General features: G+C 54.7%; 18 protein-coding genes. 1 reads left to right on the top strand and 17 read right to left on the bottom strand.

What is annotated here, in order from left to right; all coding sequences use genetic code 11:
• Window positions 1-15: 15 nt before the first annotated feature.
• Together MKY86_RS12185 and MKY86_RS12180 are read right to left on the bottom strand one after the other, a co-directional pair.
• Window positions 16-876 (bottom strand): DegV family protein, encoded by an 861-nt coding sequence (locus tag MKY86_RS12185; RefSeq protein WP_076074416.1) that lies wholly within the window; start codon window positions 874-876, stop codon window positions 16-18.
• Window positions 877-946: 70 nt separating this feature from the next.
• The gene (locus tag MKY86_RS12180; RefSeq protein ID WP_076074414.1) at window positions 947-2,731 is read right to left on the bottom strand and encodes a DAK2 domain-containing protein; all 1,785 of its coding nucleotides are present in this window, start codon (window positions 2,729-2,731) and stop codon (window positions 947-949) included.
• Window positions 2,732-2,922: 191 nt separating this feature from the next.
• On the opposite strand from MKY86_RS12180, the gene rpmB reads away from it, so the two are divergent.
• Entirely contained in the window at window positions 2,923-3,111 is a 189-nt protein-coding gene (rpmB, locus tag MKY86_RS12175) for a 50S ribosomal protein L28 (protein ID WP_076074411.1), read from the top strand.
• A 173-nt stretch (window positions 3,112-3,284) separates the two neighbouring features.
• Here the strand turns inward: rpmB and spoVM are convergent, their stop codons facing one another.
• From spoVM to MKY86_RS12100, 15 genes are all read right to left on the bottom strand, one after another.
• Complete coding sequence (gene spoVM, locus MKY86_RS12170; RefSeq protein ID WP_020431362.1) at window positions 3,285-3,365, bottom strand: stage V sporulation protein SpoVM; 81 nt, start codon at window positions 3,363-3,365, stop codon at window positions 3,285-3,287.
• Window positions 3,366-3,578: 213 nt separating this feature from the next.
• Window positions 3,579-4,250, bottom strand: coding sequence for a ribulose-phosphate 3-epimerase (gene rpe / locus MKY86_RS12165; RefSeq protein ID WP_076074407.1), 672 nt, complete (start codon window positions 4,248-4,250; stop codon window positions 3,579-3,581).
• 4 nt (window positions 4,251-4,254) lie between these two features.
• Entirely contained in the window at window positions 4,255-5,160 is a 906-nt protein-coding gene (gene rsgA, locus MKY86_RS12160) for a ribosome small subunit-dependent GTPase A (RefSeq protein ID WP_076074404.1), read from the bottom strand.
• A gap of 125 nt (window positions 5,161-5,285) precedes the next feature.
• Window positions 5,286-7,538 carry a Stk1 family PASTA domain-containing Ser/Thr kinase gene (pknB, locus tag MKY86_RS12155; protein WP_076074401.1) on the bottom strand — a complete coding sequence of 751 codons (2,253 nt, stop codon included), beginning with the start codon at window positions 7,536-7,538 and terminating at the stop codon, window positions 5,286-5,288.
• The gene (locus MKY86_RS12150) at window positions 7,535-8,311 is read right to left on the bottom strand and encodes a Stp1/IreP family PP2C-type Ser/Thr phosphatase (protein WP_036729396.1); all 777 of its coding nucleotides are present in this window, start codon (window positions 8,309-8,311) and stop codon (window positions 7,535-7,537) included. Before MKY86_RS12150 ends, pknB begins: the two co-directional genes overlap by 4 nt.
• Before the next feature lie 6 nt (window positions 8,312-8,317).
• Window positions 8,318-9,358 (bottom strand): 23S rRNA (adenine(2503)-C(2))-methyltransferase RlmN, encoded by a 1,041-nt coding sequence (gene rlmN / locus MKY86_RS12145; protein WP_036729399.1) that lies wholly within the window; start codon window positions 9,356-9,358, stop codon window positions 8,318-8,320.
• 152 nt (window positions 9,359-9,510) lie between these two features.
• On the bottom strand, window positions 9,511-10,998 hold the full coding sequence (gene rsmB, locus MKY86_RS12140; RefSeq protein WP_076074398.1) for a 16S rRNA (cytosine(967)-C(5))-methyltransferase RsmB: 1,488 nt from the start codon (window positions 10,996-10,998) through the stop codon (window positions 9,511-9,513).
• Window positions 10,995-11,936 carry a methionyl-tRNA formyltransferase gene (gene fmt / locus MKY86_RS12135; RefSeq protein WP_076074396.1) on the bottom strand — a complete coding sequence of 314 codons (942 nt, stop codon included), beginning with the start codon at window positions 11,934-11,936 and terminating at the stop codon, window positions 10,995-10,997. Before fmt ends, rsmB begins: the two co-directional genes overlap by 4 nt.
• Window positions 11,937-11,941: 5 nt before the next feature.
• Window positions 11,942-12,427: a peptide deformylase gene (def, locus tag MKY86_RS12130; protein ID WP_036694508.1), complete on the bottom strand. Its 486-nt coding sequence runs from the start codon at window positions 12,425-12,427 to the stop codon at window positions 11,942-11,944.
• Window positions 12,428-12,549: 122 nt separating this feature from the next.
• Window positions 12,550-15,081, bottom strand: a complete 2,532-nt coding sequence (gene priA, locus MKY86_RS12125) for a primosomal protein N' (RefSeq protein ID WP_076074393.1) — start codon at window positions 15,079-15,081, stop codon at window positions 12,550-12,552.
• Window positions 15,081-16,313 (bottom strand): bifunctional phosphopantothenoylcysteine decarboxylase/phosphopantothenate--cysteine ligase CoaBC, encoded by a 1,233-nt coding sequence (gene coaBC, locus MKY86_RS12120; RefSeq protein WP_076074390.1) that lies wholly within the window; start codon window positions 16,311-16,313, stop codon window positions 15,081-15,083. The genes priA and coaBC overlap by 1 nt, the downstream gene beginning before the upstream one ends.
• Window positions 16,314-16,584: 271 nt before the next feature.
• Complete coding sequence (gene rpoZ / locus MKY86_RS12115; protein ID WP_076074388.1) at window positions 16,585-16,785, bottom strand: DNA-directed RNA polymerase subunit omega; 201 nt, start codon at window positions 16,783-16,785, stop codon at window positions 16,585-16,587.
• 55 nt (window positions 16,786-16,840) lie between these two features.
• Window positions 16,841-17,410 (bottom strand): guanylate kinase, encoded by a 570-nt coding sequence (gene gmk, locus MKY86_RS12110; protein ID WP_036694520.1) that lies wholly within the window; start codon window positions 17,408-17,410, stop codon window positions 16,841-16,843.
• A gap of 18 nt (window positions 17,411-17,428) precedes the next feature.
• The gene (gene remA, locus MKY86_RS12105) at window positions 17,429-17,689 is read right to left on the bottom strand and encodes an extracellular matrix/biofilm regulator RemA (RefSeq protein ID WP_006209218.1); all 261 of its coding nucleotides are present in this window, start codon (window positions 17,687-17,689) and stop codon (window positions 17,429-17,431) included.
• A gap of 52 nt (window positions 17,690-17,741) precedes the next feature.
• Entirely contained in the window at window positions 17,742-18,632 is an 891-nt protein-coding gene (locus MKY86_RS12100; RefSeq protein ID WP_076074385.1) for a YicC/YloC family endoribonuclease, read from the bottom strand.
• Between the last annotated feature and the right edge of the window lie 9 nt (window positions 18,633-18,641).

Genomic DNA, 18,641 nt, shown 5'->3' with positions numbered 1-18,641 from the left:
GTTCATCCCCTATACTTAGGCGGGCCAGATGAATACGGCTAAGGTTCCGTTCCCGACATGGCTGCCAACGACAGGGCCGACATTGGTCAGAACCTTCTCTTTCAAGGTGAAATGTCCGGACAATTCCCGCAGGAACTCTTCGCCGGAAGCCGGTTCAGCTGTATGACCCACGGCCACATGTATTGTATTCACACCCGGCAGATCTGCCTTGAACAGCTCGATCATGCGGGCGACTGCCTTCTTGCGTCCCCTGACCTTCTCTACCGCATAGATAATGCCTTCCGCATCAATGGACAGGATCGGCTTGATATTGAGCAGCGTACCCAGGATGGCCGATGCCTTGCCGATTCTGCCGCCCTTTTGCAGATATTCCAGGGTATCCACGAGAAAATACAGCTTGCGGGATTGGCGCAGACTCTCCACCTTCGCCAGAATCTCCGCAGGAGCATGCCCCTGCTCCGCCAGCCGGGCGGCTTCCACGACCATGAACCCGAAGCCGTAGGAGGCGGAGAGGCTATCTACCACGGTGATAGCTTCTCCCTCCTCTTCCAGCATGGATTTGGCCATGACAGCAGACTGGTAGGTGCCGCTTAAGCCGGAGGAGATGTGGAAGGACAAGATTGAGCTGCCCGGATGCTGCTCCTGTATACGGCGGTACACATTCATATATTCTACAGGAGACGGCTGCGAAGTGGTCGGCAATTGCGGCGAGCGGGGAAGACGCTCGTAGAACTGTTCCGGAGTCATATCCACATTATCCCGGAATGCCTCTTCGCCGAACATCAGCGTCAGCGGAACGACTTCAATGCCGTACTGCTCCGCCAGAGCAGGCGGGATATCGGATGTGCTGTCGGTAACGATTACGGTACGATTCATAATGTTCCTCCCCATACTATGATTTGGCTGCTCCACTCTGCTTGATTAGGGCACTTAAGAGTAAGAGATTCTACGGCTCAACTGAGAAAAGATAATAGTACAGCGGCTGGCCGCCTTCATGAATCTCTACCTCAACCTGCGGGTACGTCTCTTCCAGCCAGCTGCCGAGGGCATCCGTAATATCCGCCTCGGTGTCTGCACCGGTCAGCACAGTAACGATCTCGTCACCATTCACCAGCATGCTTGACAGCAGCTGCTTGCTGACCGTAAGCAAATCATCGGCAGCTGCAACAATCTTGGAGCTCTCGATGCCGATATACTGACCGGATTTGATCTCCAGATTCTCCATCACGGTATCCCGTACAGCATTGGTAATCTGTCCGGATTTGACCTGGGCAATCGCCTCCAGCATATTGCTGGTGTTGGTATCAACTGCATCCTCTTCCTGGAAGGCAAAGGCAGCCGAGATCCCCTGGGGGATACTCTTGCTTGGAATCACTGTAATCTCACGTTCGCCCTCCAGCAGTTCCTTGGCCTGCTGCGCAGCCAGGACGATATTGGAGTTATTCGGCAGAATGTAGATATGCTTCGCCGAAATGGAAGAGATCGCATTCACGAAATCCTCTGTGCTGGGATTCATCGTCTGGCCGCCGGCCAGGATCGCATCGACACCCAGACTGCGGAAGATATCCGAGATTCCGTCTCCCGAGGAGACCGCAATGAAGCCGTACGGCGCCAGATCATCCGCAGGAGGAACCGCCGGCGCCGGCACGCTGGCCTTCTCTTCCGGGATATCGGCGAAGACATCCGGCATCGGTGCGATGTCCATACCGGCAGTCAACAGATCGCGGTGCTGCTCACGCATGTTAAGGATGTGAATCTGGGTAATCTCCCCGTGGACAAGCGCCAGGTTAAGCACCTCTCCGGGAGTCTTGGAATGCACATGCACCTTGATTGTCTCATCATCCGAGATGACGATGATTGAATCCCCGTTAACTGATAACGCTTTCCGAAAAGCTTCCTCATCAAAATCCGCTTTCACGGATGCGCCAAGCTGACGGTTAATGAAAAATTCCATATCATATAAAAATTCAATGTCTTCCGTATGGAGCTGTGATTGCGCGGAAGATTGTACGGAGGACAACGCATGCTCAGGTTTGGTTAACACCGGCGCCGGCACAGATACAGGGACCGCAGCTTGTCCTTGCACAGGAGTCTGTACAGGTGCTGAGACTGCTCCGCTGGTCAGATGCTGGTGGAAACCTTCATAGATGTAGACCAGACCCTGGCCACCCGAATCCACCACGCCCACCTGCTTCAGCACAGGCAGCAGCTCAGGTGTATGCGCCAAGGCTTCCTTGGCTTTGGCAAGGACTTCGGTCATCAGCTCGATAATATCCGTTGTGCGGCGTGCATAATACACTGCATGTCTTGCAGCTTCCTTGGCAACCGTAAGAATGGTGCCTTCAACCGGCTTCACCACTGCCTTATAGGCGGTATCTACCCCGGTCTGCAGTGCTGCAGCGAACTGCTGTGTGTTAAGCTCATCATATTGGGCCGCATAACGTCCAAGACCTCTGAACAGCTGTGACAAAATAACGCCGGAGTTCCCCCGCGCGCCCATCAATAGTCCCTTCGACAGCACTCCCGCACATTGACCGACAGAGGCTGTGTTGTTTCTCTTCAATTCGTTCGCGCCTGCGGTCATGGTCAGATTCATGTTCGTGCCCGTATCGCCATCCGGCACCGGAAACACATTCAATGAATTGACATGCTCGGCATGCTGCTGCAGCATTTCCGCACCGGCTAGTACCATTGCGGTAAAATCTGTCCCGTTTATAGAACGCTTACTCAATGAGAATTCCCCTTCCTAACTTCATGCCTAATCAATTCGATGATCAACTGGACATAATGCACTAATTTATATTGTACTATAAGAGTCTGCAGAAATAAATGTTTTTGAATCGGTTGACGAAGCAATTTTTGCTGTGATATGATATTCAAGTATTGTTTTACGCAGGTGTAAGTAACAAGGAGGTGTAATCTATGTCCCGCACATGTACAGTAACAGGCAAGAAACCGGGCAGCGGTAACCACGTGTCTCACGCTAACAACCGCAACCGTCGCTCTTGGGGAGTTAACGTTCAGAAGGTTCGTATCTTGGTGAACGGCAAACCGAAACGCGTGTACGTCAGCACCCGTGCTTTGAAATCCGGTAAAGTTGAACGCGTCTAGTTTCCGATCATTACCGGGCCTGACGATATCTCATACCAAGTAGAAACGGACATGCCGTTCTTACACAGACGGTATCCGTTTCAGCGAGAATAGAAGAGATATTATATTTGTAGCAAAAAGCACCCTTTACATTCGTAAGGTGCTTTTTTTCATATTTACTTGTCTTCTTTAACCTAACTCTTCTGAAACGTGTTCAAAATCGCTTTAACAAAACCTCCCAAAAATCTTGGCAGCTTGAACGTATAAAATTTCATAGTTAACCCTCCCATCAATTCATGCCGTGCAGTAGGAGACTATCCTGTCTAGATGAAAAATATACCATCGATTGCAGACCTCCGCAAAAAAGGCTACATGAGATTTCTGCTCATGTAACCATATTTATGCGACCACAACTTGGCCTATACCTTCCGTATGCGAATGCAGCAGATTGAGGGTCAATTCGTTCCATAGTAAATGGGCGTTATCACCTATTGCCGGACAGCGCTTTCCGCCGCCTCTCGAATGGCCTTGATCGCTCCTGCGCGGTCACTGCGGCCGAACACTGCATTACCTGCCACAAGCACATCCGCCCCTGCTTCAGCTACAAGCGGTGCCGTAGCTTCGGCTACTCCGCCGTCTACCTCGATAAGCAGACCCTTGTGACGGATCTCTTCAGCCCACTCCCGGAGCTGCGTAATCTTATGCAGTGTGCGCGGAATGAAGGCCTGCCCGCCGAAGCCCGGATTGACGGTCATCACAAGCACCATATCCACATCCTCCAGGACCTCACGCACCGCAGCAGCCGGCGTAGCCGGATTAATGGCCACCCCTGCCATCAGGCCGAGCTCCTTGATCTGATGGATTACACGATGCAGATGCACGCAGGCTTCGGCGTGTACCGTAATCACAGAAGCGCCCGCTGCCGCAAAATCAGCGATATAGCGTTCCGGGTTCTCAATCATTAAATGTACATCCAGAGGTAAAGAAGTATGGGATCTCACCGCGGACACAATCGCGGGACCCAGCGTAATATTCGGCACAAAATGTCCGTCCATCACATCTACATGAATCCAGTCCGCACCGCTGGCTTCCGCTTCGGCCACCTCTGCGCCCAGCGCTGCGAAATCTGCTGACAATATGGAAGGAGCAATTTTTACCATAATTTTAGTACCTCCGCTTTTTATCTTTCATTTCATTAAAGAACAGCTTGTAATGCTCGTAACGGCTATCTGCAATATCCCCTGACTTCCAGGCTTCTATCACCTTGCAGCCCGGTTCGTGCAGATGGCTGCAGCCGCGGAATTTGCAGTTCTCCGCATAAGAGGCGAACTCCCGGAAGCACACGGACAGCTCATCCACTCCCAGCTCCAGGAAATCCAGCTGGCTGAAGCCCGGAGTGTCGGCCACAAATCCTCCATTACCTATATCCATCAGCTCTACATGGCGTGTGGTGTGCCGTCCGCGCCCGAGACGGAGGCTGATCTCTCCTGTCTCCAGCGCCAGGCCCGGTACAAGGCGGTTGAGCAGTGTGGACTTCCCAACGCCCGACTGTCCCGAGAAGACGCTGATGATACCGGCCAGACGCTGACGCAGCTCATCCGCACCTGATCCGTTCAGCGAGCTTGTGACCATGACCTCGTAACCAATCTGCTCATATAGAGCTTTGACAGCTTCCGTAGCCTGCCCTTCATCATCGGCCAGATCCTGCTTCGTGAGCACAATCAGTGTCTCCAGGCCGGAATGCTCGATATGAACCAGGAACTTGTCCAGCAGATTAAGATTCATATCCGGCTCCCGCACGGAGAACAGCAGCACCGCGAGCTTCACGTTAGCCACCTGCGGACGGATCAGCTCCGATTCACGGGGAAGCAGCTCATCTACCATGCCCTCTCCGTTCTCGGTCAGCACATAGATTACCCGGTCACCGACCAGCGGCGCAATCCCTTTCTTCTTCAGAATGCCGCGCCCCCGGCACTGTACCGCCTCTTCCTCAGTTACAATCTGTTCATCCTTGAGCGGCTTAACATAGTAATATCCGCTTAACGCTTTGATTATGATTCCTTCAAGCATACATGCTGAGCCTTCCTCTCCTGATATTTACGCAAATGACCCAAGTGTGTAGAACCCCGGGTCATTTCGCTGCTTCAGCCCTGCCCGTATTCCCGGCAGCCCGGCTGAAGCATATCTCTGTTCTATTATTTATGGCCTTTATCTTTGCCTGGCTTGTTGTCAGAGCCCTTACCGTTAGCTTTTCCCTTGCTGAGGGCGGAAGCCAGCTCATTGTTATTCTGTCCGTTACCCGGAACATAACCCGTCTGGTCCGTCTCGCCCGTAACCTCTCCTTCTCCAGTGTCCGGCGGAATAATCGCCGGCTCTGCTGTCGGCTCGGGAGCCGGAGTCTCAGTAGGCTGAACAGGCTCGGTAGGAGCAACAGTCGGCGCAGGTGTCTGTGTCTCTACTGGAGGCGGTTCAGGCTGCTGCACCGTGTTATTCTTGACATCGACATAAGTGATCGGATAAGTCTCCAGGAACTCCCCGTCCCGGTATACTGATACCATACCATCTTTGTTAGGGGCAAGCAGCATGTTCACGGATAAGATCTGGCTTTTGCCAATCGTGCGGGTGCCCCACTCCTGGTTCTCGCCTCCGTTGCGCGCATCGGCAAACACAATACGGATCTTGCTCTTCTTGCCCTCCGCAGCCGGTGATACTGGAACATTGAACGTAAATTCCAGAGCTTCCGGGGGATACCCTGTGCTGATGTAGATCGTAATCTTCTCGCCTGGAGGGACCAGATCCCCTGCCTCATAGGCCCACTGCTTCGTAACCTCACCCTTCTTGTAAGTGAAGCTTGGCTCTTCCTTGACCGCATCCAGCACTAGACCTACACTCTCCAGCGCAGCCTTGGCTTCCTTCTCCGTCTTCCCGATGAGATCCGGCATTTGGGTGCTTTCTTTACCTTTGCTCACGATTAGTTTGATATTTACCGTATCAGGATCATATTCAGTGTCTGCGGCAGGCTCAGAGCTAATGACCTTACCCTTGGCAAATTCCTCACTGAAGCGTTCATCAGGAGTGATTCTGCTCTGGGCTATGCCAAGCGCGATTAACTCCTTGACGGCATCGTCATAACTCAGGTTAGAGACATCCTTAAGCTTGGGAAGAACCTTGGCGGCACTTACCGTCAGAATAATATGAGTTCCTTCTTTGACCATCGTATTGGTCTTGTTCTGCTTCCAGACAATATTCTCTTCGAAATTAGGATTATATTCAACCAGCGCGGGCTCCTCGGCAAACAGCCCCACAGCCTCAAGCTCAGCCTTGGCCTCCTGGAAGGTCTTCCCCGTCACCGCAGGCACCGAGACTTCATCGACCGACAGCTTGGAATTGACATACCATACAATTCCGGTCATGGCGATTAACACGACCAGCGTAAGGCTGATCCACAGCGCTGCACGGCCCTTGCGCTTCACAGCAGCAGGCGGCGGAGCTTCCTCCATACTGCGGATTCGCTCCTCTCCGCCGCCACGGCTGCTAAGCCCGCGCTGCAGCGGCTTGATCGCCGGAATGATGCGTGTTCTGTCCTCATCATCATCGTCCTGGAACAGCATCTTGGCTTCGCTGCGCCGTTCAGGCAGCAGACAGGTCTCCAGATCCTGCAGCATTTGCTTGGCCGACTGGTAGCGCTCCTCCGGGTTCTTGCGCATCGACTTCAGGATTACATTCTCCACGCTTTGCGGAATCAGCGGATTCAGCAGTCGCGGCTCCTCGAATTCCTCCTGCAGATGCTTCAGCGCCACGCTGATCGGACTCTCTCCTAAGAAAGGCAATACACCCGTAAGCATCTGATACAGTACGATGCCTAGGGAGTAGAGGTCCGACTTCTCGCCTGTAGTTACGCCCTTGGCATGCTCCGGCGAGAAATAATGCACGGAACCGACCACCGACCCCGTCTGGGTAATCGTAGTGGACGTAACCGCCCGGGCGATCCCGAAGTCGGTAACCTTAACCCGCCCGTTACGTCCAATCAGAATATTATGAGGCTTAATATCGCGGTGAATAATCTGGTTCATATGCGCATGATCCAGCGCATCACAAATCTGCGAGGCAATCCGCACGGATTCATCCACCTGCATCGGTGCCCGCTCTTTGATAATCTCATTCAGGTTCTTGCCTTCAATATATTCCATAACGATATAATGGACTTCATCTTCCTGGCCGACATCGTATATGCTGACTACGTTGGGATGAGATAATGATGCAGCTGATTGCGCCTCCCGCCGGAACCGGCGGATGAATTCCTCATCATGCACAAATTGATTGCGCAGTACTTTGATAGCAACATTCCGGTTAAGCAGAATATCATGGGCTCTATAGACAAGCGCCATGCCTCCTCCGCCGATCCGTTCGATGACTTGGTAACGGCCGCCCAATTCGTGACCGATCATCTTTCCCACTCCTTTGTCTCGGGCACTGCGGCCTCTCCTTGGTGTTCCAGCATAGCAACGCTTATATTATCGCTGCCGCCCGCAAGCAATGCCAGTTGAAGTAATCGCTCTGCTCTTTCTTCCAGAGATATTTCATTGATTCCAGCTACCTTGCCCAGATGCTCCAGACTGACATAATTGCTGAGTCCATCACTGCACAGCAGCAGGAGCTCACCAATTGCAAGCGTAACATATGCCAGATCCGCGGATACCACTGTATCCGTCCCCAGCGCCCTGGTAAGCACATTGCGGCGCGGATGATTATCCAGCTCCTCCAGACTGATCTGGCCGTTCCTGAACAGCTCATTCACCAGCGTATGGTCCTCGGTTAGCTGCCTGGCTTCACCGTCCCGGATCAGATAAGCCCTGCTATCTCCGATATGGCCGATATAGCCTGCCGACCCTTTCAGCAGTGCAGCAACGATGGTGGTCCCCATATTATGGAGCTTCTCATCGCTCTGAGCTTCTCTGTGAACTGTGTTATTGGCTTCCATGATGGCGGTAGTCAGCGCTTCCTTCAGCTCTGCCTCCGGGAGATCAGGCTCCAGCTGATCCAGAATACCCCTGACCGTCTCAAGTGCAAGCCTGCTCGCGGTATCGCCAGCCAGATGCCCCCCCATCCCGTCGGCAATAATGCCGAGGGTATAACCGTGGCGCGTAGCGCCGATCCAGACTGAATCCTCATTGACGGTACGTACCCGGCCAATGTCGCTGGCTTGAACTGTTCTGATCAAATATCCTCACCCCAACTCCATATGTTTGGCGCGCAGCTGTCCGCATGCGGCCGCAATATCATGGCCTTGCTCACGGCGGATGGTAACATTCACGCCATGATCGGCCAGTATACGCTGAAATTCAAAGATATCATTGCGGGAAGTCCGGACATACTTGCGCTCAGGCACATGATTGACCGGAATCAGATTCACATGGCAGAGCATGGTCTTGAGCACACCCGCCAGCTCCTCTGCATGCTCCTTCTGATCATTCACGCCGCCGATCAAGGCATACTCGAAGCTGATCCGGCGGCCTGTCTTAGCCTGATAGTAGCGCAGGGACTCGATTACATCGTCGAACGGATAACGGCGGTTCACCGGCATCAGCTTGGAACGGAGCGTATCGTTAGGAGCGTGAATCGAGATCGCCAGATTAATCTGTGTATCTTCATCCGCGAATTTGTAGATGTTCGGCACAATTCCGCTGGTGGATACTGTGATATGGCGCTGGCCAATATTCAGGCCCTTCTCATGGATCATCAGACGCAGGAATCTCATGGTTGCATCATAGTTCTCGAAGGGTTCGCCTGTACCCATAATGACAATGCTGCTTACACGTTCGCCGCGCGCATCAAGGATCTGCTGGGAACGGACAACCTGGGCAACGATCTCCCCTGCAGTCAGGTCCCGCTTGAGTCCGCCAAGGGTAGATGCACAGAAGGTACAGCCGATCCGGCAGCCTACCTGGGTGGTCACACACACGCTGTTGCCGTAATTATGCTTCATAATAACTGTCTCAATCGCATGATCGTCATGCAGACCGAACAGGAATTTCACGGTGCCGTCCTTGGACTCCAGCTTCGTAATCTCGGTGAGTGCCGAAATACTGAACTGATCAACCAGCTTGGCTCTGAGTGCCTTGGAGAGGTTGCTCATGGATTCGAAGTCATTGACCCGCTTCACATACAGCCAGTCAAAGATCTGCCCGCCGCGAAAAGCAGGCTCTCCATTGTCCTTGGCCCATTGCTGCAACTCTTCTAAAGAAAAATCATATATTAAAGGTTTCATTGTATTTTTGCACCTGTGCTTTCATAAATTATATGCGTATTGTTTCTCATTCTTCCTATTTTAACACAAAACTCAGAACCGGTAAAAGAAAAGCCCGCCGCGCGGAGGAATCTGCGGGCGGGAAGCTGTAGTCCTGAAGCACAATCACTATATTACAAGAGTCGCTCCAGCCGGGCAATATAGAAGCCGTCGCTGCCATAATGATGCGGGAGCAGCTGCATGCCGTCACCGGCAGCAAGCGCGGTTCCCTTCAGCCGCTCCCAGACGGCTGACTTGAAGCTGACCTGCGCGAAGCCGGGATTGCGCTCCAGGAAAGCAGCGACAACCCGGCTGTTCTCCGCCTGCTCGGTAGTACAAGTGCTGTAGACCAGCACGCCTCCCGGCTTCAGCAGCCCGGAGACCGATTGCAGCAGCTCAAGCTGCAACGCAGCTACGCTTGCAATATCCTCCGGCTGCTTGCGCCATTTCAAGTCAGGCTTGCGGCGGATGACCCCAAGCCCCGAGCAAGGAGCGTCCAGCAGAATCCGGTCATAGGATTCCGGCTGGAGGGCTGCACCCAGTTCCAGGGCATCCCCGCTTGCGGTGGTAATGCATTCCAGGCCGAGGCGTGCTGCCTGCTCGGCAATCAGCCCCGCTTTATGCTCATGCAGGTCATTAGCCAATATGGAGCCTTCGTCCTTCATCAGCTCGCCCATGTGGGCACTTTTGCCGCCGGGGGCTGCGCAGCAGTCCAGCACCTTCATTCCGGCTTCTGGAGCGACAACCTCGGCTACCAGCATCGAGCTCTCATCCTGAACGGACAGATAACCGTCCCGGTACCAGGAGGTCAGCGCCAGATTGCCGCCGCCTCTGATAACCAGCCCGGCAGGACTCACCTTCGATTCTGCGGCATCCAGACCGGCTTCAAGCAGTTCTGCCAGCATGGCCTCCCGGCTAATCATTGTTGTATTGACACGAACACTGACTGCGGGCGGCTCATTATTCGCCGCACACATGGCTTCTGCCGTATCCGGGCCGTATTCCGCCGACCAGCGCTGCACCATCCACAGAGGATGGGAGTGCAGGATGGAGATCCGCTCTTCCCGGCTCAGCCCCTCAGGCAAGACCGGCAGATCTCCGGCCCGCAGCACACTGCGCAGCACGCCATTGACCATTCCCGAGATGCCCTGATGGCCGCGTCTCTTGGAGATATTCACAGCCTCGTTAACAGCTGCATGCGAAGGCACACGGTCCAGATACATGATCTGGTACAGGCTTAGCCGCAGCAGGCTCCTTACCCAGGGCTGCAGCTTGGCCATCCCTTTGCTGACGAAGCTGCTGAGGACATAATCGAGGGTAATCATCCGTGAGAGGGTTCCGTACACCAGCTCTGTAGCAAGTCCCGTATCCTCCCGGCTGAGGTCCGCTTTCTGGAGGCTGCTTCCCAGCAGCAGGTTGCTGTAAGCACCCTGTTGCTCTACGCGCACCAGAATATCAAGAGCAACCTCACGCGCAGAAGCTGGCGCAGCAGGCTTGCCGCCCGGCCGATTCCGGCCCGCTCCGCCGGTTCTGCCGGAGGCAGGCTTTGTGCCGGAGGCCGCAGGCTGATGACCGGAAGTACGCAGACGTTGTCCGCCGCCTCCCTTACCGCCCGCGCTCAACCGAGCACCGTGCGGGGTGCGAGGGTTGCACCACGGCTGAAGTCGGCTGCGCTCATGGCTTTTTTGCCGGCAGGCTGGACGCTTGTAAGCCGCAGCGTCCCGTCACCCGTCTTCACCTCAACGCCGCGTTCGCTCACGGACAGCACGGTGCCCGGAGCCGCGCTACCGCCCGGCTGTTCCTCATCCTGCGGCTTCACCGCTGCCCATGCCTTGAAGGTCTCGCCGTTCCACAGGGTGAACGCACCCGAGAACGGCACCAGGCCGCGAATCTGGTTGTATAGCTCCAGCGAGCCCCGGCTCCAGTCGATCCGTTCATCTTCCCGGTTTAGATTCGGCGCATAGGTTGCTTCACTGTCATCCTGCACGGCAGCTTCTACACGGCCGGCTGCCAGTCGCGGCATCTCTGCCTTGAGGAGCTCCCGTCCGGCCACGCTTAGCTTCTCGAACAGCGTGCCTGAAGTATCGTCATCCTCTATCGCTACCTCCACCCGCGAGATCATATCTCCGGTGTCCAATCCTTCCGCCATATACATCAGTGTTACACCGGTCACCTTCTCGCCGTTCATGATACAGCGCTGTATCGGAGCACCGCCCCGGTACTTGGGCAGCAGTGAGCCATGAACATTCACACATCCGTTCGCCGGCAGCTCCAGAACGCTCTTCGGAAGAATCTGTCCATAAGCGGCGGTAACAATCAGATCCGGCTCATAGGCAGCCAGCTCAGCCACCGATTCAGGGCGGCGCAGCCGTTCGGGCTGAAGGACCGGCAGTCCCAGCTCCAGAGCAGCCGCCTTCACCGGGGATGGGACCAGCGTCTTCTTGCGGCCTTGCGGCCGGTCCGGCTGAGTCACCACAGCCACTACCTCATAGCCCTCTTCCAGCAGCATCCGCAGGGAGGGGACTGCAAAGGCCGGTGTTCCCATGAACACTATTCTCATTTCATTCACTCCTCAGTTTCACTGCGTTCTGCTGTGTATTCATAGACCTTCTCAGCAATGTCTGTGAACAGCACGCCATTCAGGTGGTCGATCTCATGCTGAAAAGCCCGGGCCAGCAGGCCGCTTCCGGTAATGGTCACTTCCTCGCCCTCGCGGTTCAGGCCACGTACAGTTACTGTCTCCGCACGGCGGACATCCCCGTTCAGGCCGGGAATACTCAGGCAGCCTTCGGGTCCGAACTGCTCCCCGTCCATACTGAGAATCTCGGGATTGATCAGCTTGATCAATCCATGCTCCTCATCGGCATCGATTACAATCAGCCGTTTCAGAATTCCTACCTGCGGGGCTGCGAGACCTACGCCTTCCGCGTCATACATCGTATCTGCCATATCATCGAGCAGTTTTTGTACATTGGGGGTAACGGTGGTTACCGTCTTCGCTTTTTTGTGCAATACTTCATCCGGTTCTTTCACAATCAGCCTGATTGCCATTTACACTAACACCATCCTTGTTCAAATATAAGAATGTATAGGTTTCTCGCTATACATTATCCTTCTATTTCTCGCCGAAACGGCAGGGCAAAACCGCCTTACCATTGTAACACGCCCGGGAATTACATCAACATCTGCGGATCGACATCGATGCTGATCTGCAGCCCCTTATCGCGGACAGAATCCTCCAGCTGCTCCGCCACCTGGCGGGCCAGTGCAATGGCGTCAATCGTACCGCGCCATTTGATAATGCACTGGAACCGGTAACGCCCCTTCAGCCGGGGCAGCGGCGAGGCCACCGGTCCCAGCAGATCCAGCGCATCCGAGGAGAGCTTGTCCAGGCTGCCGTACCAGCGCAGCTGTCTGGCTTTGCCCTGAATGCTGAGCGCATAGTTCTCTGCAAGCTTCAGCAGAAGCGGAAGCTGCTCATGCGACAGGGTAACCAGAATCAGCCGGCAATATGGCGGGTAATGCAGCTCTTTGCGGTGCTTCAGCTCGTCCCGGACGAATGAACGGTAATCATGCCCGCTGGCGTGGATAATCGAATAATGCTCCGGTGTATACGACTGGACCACCACCTCGCCGGGGAGCTGATGCCGGCCCGCGCGGCCGGCAACCTGCGTCAAGAGCTGAAAGGTCTTCTCCGCCGCCCGGAAATCAGGCAGATTGAGTGCAGAATCCGCAGTAATGACCCCAACCAGCGTTACATCGGGGAAGTCGAGACCTTTAGCAACCATCTGTGTGCCCAGCAGCACATCGGCCTTCTTGTCCCTGAATTGGTTCAGGAGCTTCTCATGCGAGCCCTTCTCCGTGGTCGTGTCCACATCCATACGTATAACCCGGATACCGGGGAACAGCTTGCCCAGTTCTTCCTCTACCCTTTGTGTGCCTGTCCCGAAGAAGCGGATATGCTCACTGCCGCATTCCGGGCACAGCTTGGGCGCAGGTTCTGCATGCCCGCAGTAATGGCAGCGCAGATTGTCGCTTCGGCTGTGATAGGTCAGCGAGATATCGCATTCCGGGCAGCCGGCAACGTAGCCGCAGCTCCGGCACATGACGAAGGTCGAGAAGCCTCTGCGGTTGAGCAGCAGCACTGTCTGTTCGCCACGCTCCAGCCTGCTCACCAGAGCGGCATGCAGACTGCGGCTGAACATGGAGCGGTTACCTTCCTTCAGCTCCTCACGCATGTCAACGACAGCCACCTTCGGCAGCTCGTTGCCCAGTGCGCGGCTCGGCATCTCCAGCAGAATCGGCGAGAAGTGGATGTCACTCTGCGATCTGGCGGCATGATAGCTCTCCAGTGAAGGTGTTGCAGAACCCAGAATTACCACGGCCCCGCCCTGCTCTGCCCTGCGGACAGCCACATCACGGGCATGATATTTCGGGTTCTCCTCCTGCTTATAAGAGCCTTCATGCTCTTCATCCATGATAATCAGGCCCAGATTGGCGAACGGGGCGAATACGGCTGAGCGTGCTCCGACCGCAACCATCGCCTTACCTTCGCGGATCTTGCGCCACTCGTCATAACGTTCGCCGACAGACAGGCGGCTGTGCATCACCGCCACCCCGCTGCCGAACCGGCCCTTGAACCGTTCCACCATCTGCGGAGTCAGTGCAATCTCAGGCACCAGCACCACTGCCTGCCGACCCTGCTCAATGCAGCGCTGGATCGTCTGCAGATAGATTTCCGTCTTCCCGCTGCCGGTCACCCCGTGCAGCAGGAAGACTTCATGCGTCTGCTGCTCAACAGTGCCCACAATCCGCTTGTAGACAAACTCCTGCTCCGCTGTCAGCGGAAGCGGTGTGCTTGGCTTGAAGTCCCGTCCCCGGTAGGGGTCACGGTAGACTTCGATTTCGGTGATCTCTATATACCCTTTGTCCGCAAGCGTCTTGACCGTACCCGCAGTGACCTGAAGGATCGCCAGAATATCCTTGAGCGGCATCGGCAGCATGGCTTCCATATCAATCAGATAGGAGAGCACTTCCTTCTGGCGCGCTGAACGCGCAGGGAAGCTGGAGAGCGACTCCCGCGCTGCTGACAAGCCAATAGCCAGGTCAACGGCCTTGAGCTTCTTTTTGCCCATCTTATCCTTGATCGACTGGCTCTCTGCCAGGACTCCGCGCCGCACCATGAACTTAACCGTCTCTGCAGCCTCGGGGAAGGTACGGGTCAGCAGCTTCATGGATACTTCGCTGTGACGCCTAACGAAGTCAATGATCTGCTGTTCTTCGTTGTCCGCCTCAAGAAAGAGCGGAAACAGCTCATCTGCGGGGGCACTGGACGCTTCCTCTGTATCTCCAAGCGAGATCAAACGCTCGGCTTTGCCCTTCAGGGCAGTCGGAAGCATCGCCTGCAGTGCGGAGATCCGTCTGCAGGCGTATCTTTGGCTCATCCAATCGGCCAGCTCAACCAGCTCCGGCGATAGGGGAGGAAGCAGATCCAGTACTTCTACAATCGGCTTCATCCGGGAGACACTGCCGGTCTCCCCTGATTCCAGGGACACTACGAACCCCTGGACCGTACGGGGGCCGAACGGAACAGCGACTCTGCTGCCCACTTCAATCCACAGCTTCAGAGCATCCGGGATAATATAGTCAAACGGCCGGTCGGTGCTGCGTACAGGAACATCGACAATGACCTTGGCAATATCCATTATAATAAGGCTCCGGCAACACGCTCAGCTGCCAGCCGCAGAATCCGGCGCGCCACCTCATCCTTGGAAGCCAGCGGAAGATCAAGCACCAGGCCTTCGGCATCATACACTTTGACGATGTTGGTATCCGTGCCGAATCCCGCACCCTCCATGGCCACATCATTGGCTACAATCAGATCGAGGTTCTTGCGGACCAACTTGTCCTTGGCATAGACCTCAGCATTTCCGGTCTCGGCAGCAAAGCCGATCAGGAACTGCTTGTCCTTGATTCTGCCCAGGCTCTCCAGAATATCAGTCGTCTTCACCAGCTCAAGCGTCATGGTGCTGCCGCTCTTCTTAATTTTCGAGTCACTGCTCTCGCGTGGACGGTAATCCGCAACCGCCGCTGCTTTCACAAGAATATCGCAATGACTCCAGCGGGCCATGACTGCATCGTGCATCTCCTGTGCTGACTGGACGCGGATCAGATCGATACCGGCATCACGGGGCGGCGCCTCATCGGTACGCGCGGCAATCAGCGTCACCGCAGCACCTATGGCGCGCGCGGCGCGCGCGAGGGCGAAGCCCATTTTACCCGAGGAATCATTGGAGATATAACGGACAGGATCAATACGTTCTACCGTGCCTCCTGCGGTAATCACCACTTTTTTACCGGCAAGCGGTCCGGAGGTCTTCTCCTTCTGCAATACAAAAAAGTTCTCAACCACCTTCACGATCTCTTCCGGCTCCTCCAGCCGTCCCTTGCCCACATACCCGCAGGCCAGCAGCCCTTCACCGGGCTCAATAAACTGAACACCTCGGTTATAGAGGGTATCCATATTGCTGAGGACCGCCGGATGCTGATACATATGGACATTCATCGCCGGAGCTACCATAATAGGCGCTGTTGTAGCAAGCAGCGTGGTGGACAGCATGTCGTCTGCCAGCCCGTGGGCCATTTTGGCGATAATGTTGGCCGTAGCCGGCGCAATCAGGACCAGGTCGGCAGCATCAGCCAGATCAATATGTGAAATCGAAGACGGGTCCCGCTCCTGGAACGTATCACTGTACACCCGCTGCTTCGACAATGACTGGAGCGTCAGCTCCGTAATGAACTGCTTGGCCGATGACGTCATAATGACATGCACCTCGGCGCCCTTCTGGGTAAGCTTGCTGGTCAGCGCCGCGGCCTTATACGCAGCAATCCCGCCGGTAATTCCGAGTATAATCGACTTCCCTTGTAAGCTCTTCAATCTGATCTCCCTCCGTTCCTCAATCTGCACCCATTCTATATTCTGCTATGAAAAGAAGAAATGAAAATCTTCATATTTACGGCTTCGTTATGTCATATTTACGCTAAAAGAAGTCTGTGCTTCACATGATCCTTATATATAGAGAAAAAAATAACAACCTTCCGGTTGTCAGGAACAGCCCGGTACGGGCCATTATCACTTCATTGTGCAGCTTCAGCGGGCAGAAACGGCTGCGCCGCCCTTATTCAAGGGACGGCACCATTTCAGGGGACTATTCCTCGCCGCGCGTTACTATAATGCGGTCTTCATAGATTTCTTCAAGTGCAACCCCAACGAATTTGTGGGATTTCGGAGCGATGATATCGGTCTTTCCGCCTTCACGGAGTGCTCTGGCCCGGCGGGCTGAAGCGACTACCAGGGAATACTTGCTGTCGACCTTAGTCACCAGTTCGTCAATGGATGGATATAGCATGTAAGGCACCTCTTCATCTTTTACTGTGGATAGTGTACCAATCCTGTAGAACCGATCATCTCACCTTACAATGTTCGGCGATAATAATACTTTCTATTCGCTTGCAGGCCAGATCAATCTCATCATTCACCACGGCATAATCATAGTGCCGGATCAAACCGATCTCATCCTCGGCCACAGACATGCGGTGGCTGATCACATCAGGATGCTCTGTTCCGCGTCCGCGAATACGGTCCTTCAACTCGTCCATGGACGGGGGAAGAAGGAACACAAAGATACCTTCGGGGAATTTCTCTTTGACCTTGAGTGCTCCCTGAACCTCAATCTCCAGAATAATATCTCTTCCGCTCTCGAGGGTTCTCTCTACAAAGTCACGCGGAGTACCGTAATAATTGCCTACGTACTCCGCATATTCCAGCAGCTTGTCGCCTTCAATCATATCGGCGAACTGCTCTCTGGATTTGAAAAAATAATTGACTCCGTTCTCTTCACCTGCACGCGGAGAGCGTGTGGTGGCAGAAACGGAATAGACGAGTTCAGGCATCTTCGGCCGCAGCGCTGTGCATACCGTGCCTTTGCCGACACCGGAAGGGCCGGATAGTATAATCAGCAATCCTTTTGACATAGTACACTCCAATTGTTGTTATTCGTCGTTATCGTCGTCTTTGCTGGATAGGCGGTGAGCTACCGTCTCAGGCTGTACAGCCGAGAGAATCACATGGTCGCTGTCGGTAATAATGACAGCCCGCGTCCGCCTCCCGTAGGTGGCATCGATCAGCATATGCCTGTCTCTGGCCTCCTGGATAATTCTCTTAATCGGTGCCGATTCCGGGCTGACAATGGAAATAATACGGTTCGCTGACACGATATTCCCAAAGCCGATGTTGATTAATTTGATTGCCATGTTCCGGTTGTTCCCCCCATAAGTAACATCATAGCTTGCTCCCTGGTTCCTGTCATTCCAGGTTCGCCGCCTGCTCCCGAATCTTCTCGAGCTCCGCCTTCATATCAAGCGTCAGATTCACAACCGCCAGATGACTGCACTTCGACCCTATTGTGTTGGTCTCCCTGTTCATCTCCTGGATGAGAAAATCAAGCTTGCGTCCGGCAGGCTCGCTGCCCAGCAGCAAGGCCCGGCACTGGCCGAAATGGCTGTGAAGCCGGGTCAGCTCCTCATCTATATTGCAGCGGTCGGCGAAAATAGCCATCTCCATGCCGAATTTATGCTCATCCCAGGGGAAGCTCCCGTCATTCAGCAGGTTAAGCCGTTGCCGCAGCTTCTCGCGCTGCTCCTCCACAACCAGAGGCGCATATCTGCTGATTCCGGCATGCAGCTCTTCCAGACGGTCAAGTCTGCGCGTCAGATCGGCCGCCAAATAGGAGCCTTCCCGTCCGCGCATCTCCAGCAGGGCCTCCAGACTAAGCTGGAGACCCTGCTCCAGAAGATCTGCAAGTTCTCCGGAGGAGTCAGCAGCAGCCGTCTCTTCCTTCGGTTCCATTACACCGGGCATAGCAAGGATATCCCGCAGGGACAACTCTCCCTTGAAGCCATACTCCCGGACCAGTACCTCCGCTGCATCAAGATAGGAGCTCACCCTGCGGCGGTCCAGCACATGCGTGTCAGCCGCCCCGTCGGTGAGTTCTCTATTAATAATAACATCTACCCGTCCCCGTCTGATATGAGCCTGAACCATTCTGCGCAGCCTATCCTCATACCCCGTCCATTCCCTGGGCAACCGCAGCACAACTTCGCAGTACCGGTTATTCACCGATTTGACCTCGAACGTTATCTTGTGTCCGCCGTATTCCAGGGCTGACTGACCGTATCCGGTCATACTATATGACAACGGAATCAC

Source organism: Paenibacillus sp. FSL R7-0333 (genome assembly GCF_038000365.1).
Lineage (GTDB): Bacteria > Bacillota > Bacilli > Paenibacillales > Paenibacillaceae > Paenibacillus_AQ > Paenibacillus_AQ silagei.
Note: the sequence above shows the minus strand (reverse complement) of the source record. Positions and strands in the feature narration are given on the sequence as shown.